This window comes from Streptomyces sp. CT34 (genome assembly GCF_000805335.1).
Taxonomy (GTDB): Bacteria; Actinomycetota; Actinomycetes; order Streptomycetales; family Streptomycetaceae; genus Streptomyces.
Genome location: NZ_KN708638.1, coordinates 7,304,206 through 7,305,654, shown reverse-complemented (window position 1 = coordinate 7,305,654; position 1,449 = coordinate 7,304,206). Strand labels below are relative to the sequence as shown.

At 78.8% G+C, this 1,449-nt stretch carries 1 protein-coding gene; it reads right to left on the bottom strand.

Translation table 11 applies throughout. The features are described from left to right. Nucleotides 1-71: 71 nt before the first annotated feature. The coding region (locus tag RZ84_RS31835) for an FUSC family protein (RefSeq protein ID WP_241777961.1) at nucleotides 72-1,449 on the bottom strand (1,378 nt) is incomplete at its 5' end.

The window sequence follows — 1,449 nt, the reverse complement described above, 5'->3', positions numbered from 1 at the left end:
CCCCCGCCGCCGGCTCCCCGCGACGGTGGAACAGCGGTCACGGCGGGACAGCGGTCGCAGCGGGACAACGGTCACGCCGCCCCCGCGTACCCTCGCAGCCGCTCCAGTTCGGCGGCCACGTCGGTGAGGGTCGCGCAGTCGGGGACCGGGCGCAGCGCGGGCGGCGGGGTGCCGGTGACGCGGTGCCGGCGCGGGTCCTCCAGGGCGCCGGCCATGGCGGACAGCGCCTGGCAGAGCCGTTCGGCCTCGTCGGGGTCCGGGCGGCGGGCGCCGTGGTCGAGGCGTACGGCACAGGCGGTGGTGGCGTCGACGATGCGTTCGGCGGCGGTGACGACGGTCAGCCAGTCGGGGGCGCGGGCGGGCCGCAGTTCGGCCGCGGCGGTCTCGGCCGCCGCCCGCGCCTCGGCCAGCGCCCGGTAGGCGGCCCGGCGCAGCGCCGGCCGCTCGCCGGGGTCGGCGGCGGCGCCGTCCGGGCGGGGCGCGAGGACGTGGCGGAGGAAGCGTTCGGTGGCGCGCAGTGCCGCGGTGACCCGCTGGCCGACCCGGCGGTGCGGGTCCGCGAGCCGCGGCAGATGACCGACGACGAGGACGATCGCGCAGGCGATGGCGGTGTCCACGATCCGTTCGGCGGGGGCCTGTCGGGCGCCGCCGGCGTACACGAACGACAGCACCATGAGGGTGATCGCGCCGGTCTGGAGGGCGAAGTGCCGGGTGGCGAACGGCAGCAGCGCGCCGCCCGCCCCGGCCACCAGCGCGGGCCACCAGCTCCCCGACAGCAGCAGTCCGGTGCCGGCGAAGACCAGTACGCCGCCCGCGGTGCCGGTGAAGCGGTTCACCGTGCGGGAGAACAGCGGGCCCAGGTCCGGCTTGACGAGGAAGGTGACGGTCGTGGGGAGCCAGTACCAGTGATCGGCGCGCAGCAGCAGGGCGACGGCGGCGCTGGCGCCGATGCAGACGGCGACCCGCAGTCCGTAGTCCCGCCCGGCGGGCCCGAGCGCGCCGCCCGCCGCGGTACCCATGGCCGGTGGCGCGAACGACGGCCGCGGCAGGGGCCGTTCGCGGGCGAAGGCGACCGCGGCGTCCAGCAGCGCGCGGTCGAAGGCCCCGCGCGCCGCGGAACTGTTCTCCGGGGCCGACAGCCGGCCCGGCGGGCGCCCGGTGCGCAGCGCCTCGGCGAACCGCCGGGGGCCTTGGGCGACCCGCGCCGGCAGCGGGCGGGCCTCCCACAGCAGCGCGACACTGGCCTCGCACAGCGCGGTGGCCGCGGCGAACCGTTCGGCCAGCAGCAGCTCTTCGGTACGGGTGGGCCGGCGCAGCAGCCGGCTGGTGAGGCGGCGCAGCCGCAGCGCCTCGTCCGCGCGGTCCAGTGCGGCGGTGAGCCGGCGCCGGGCGGGTTCGGCACCGGGTCCGCCAACTGCTGCCAGGGCGCCGGCGAGCGCGTCGTAGACC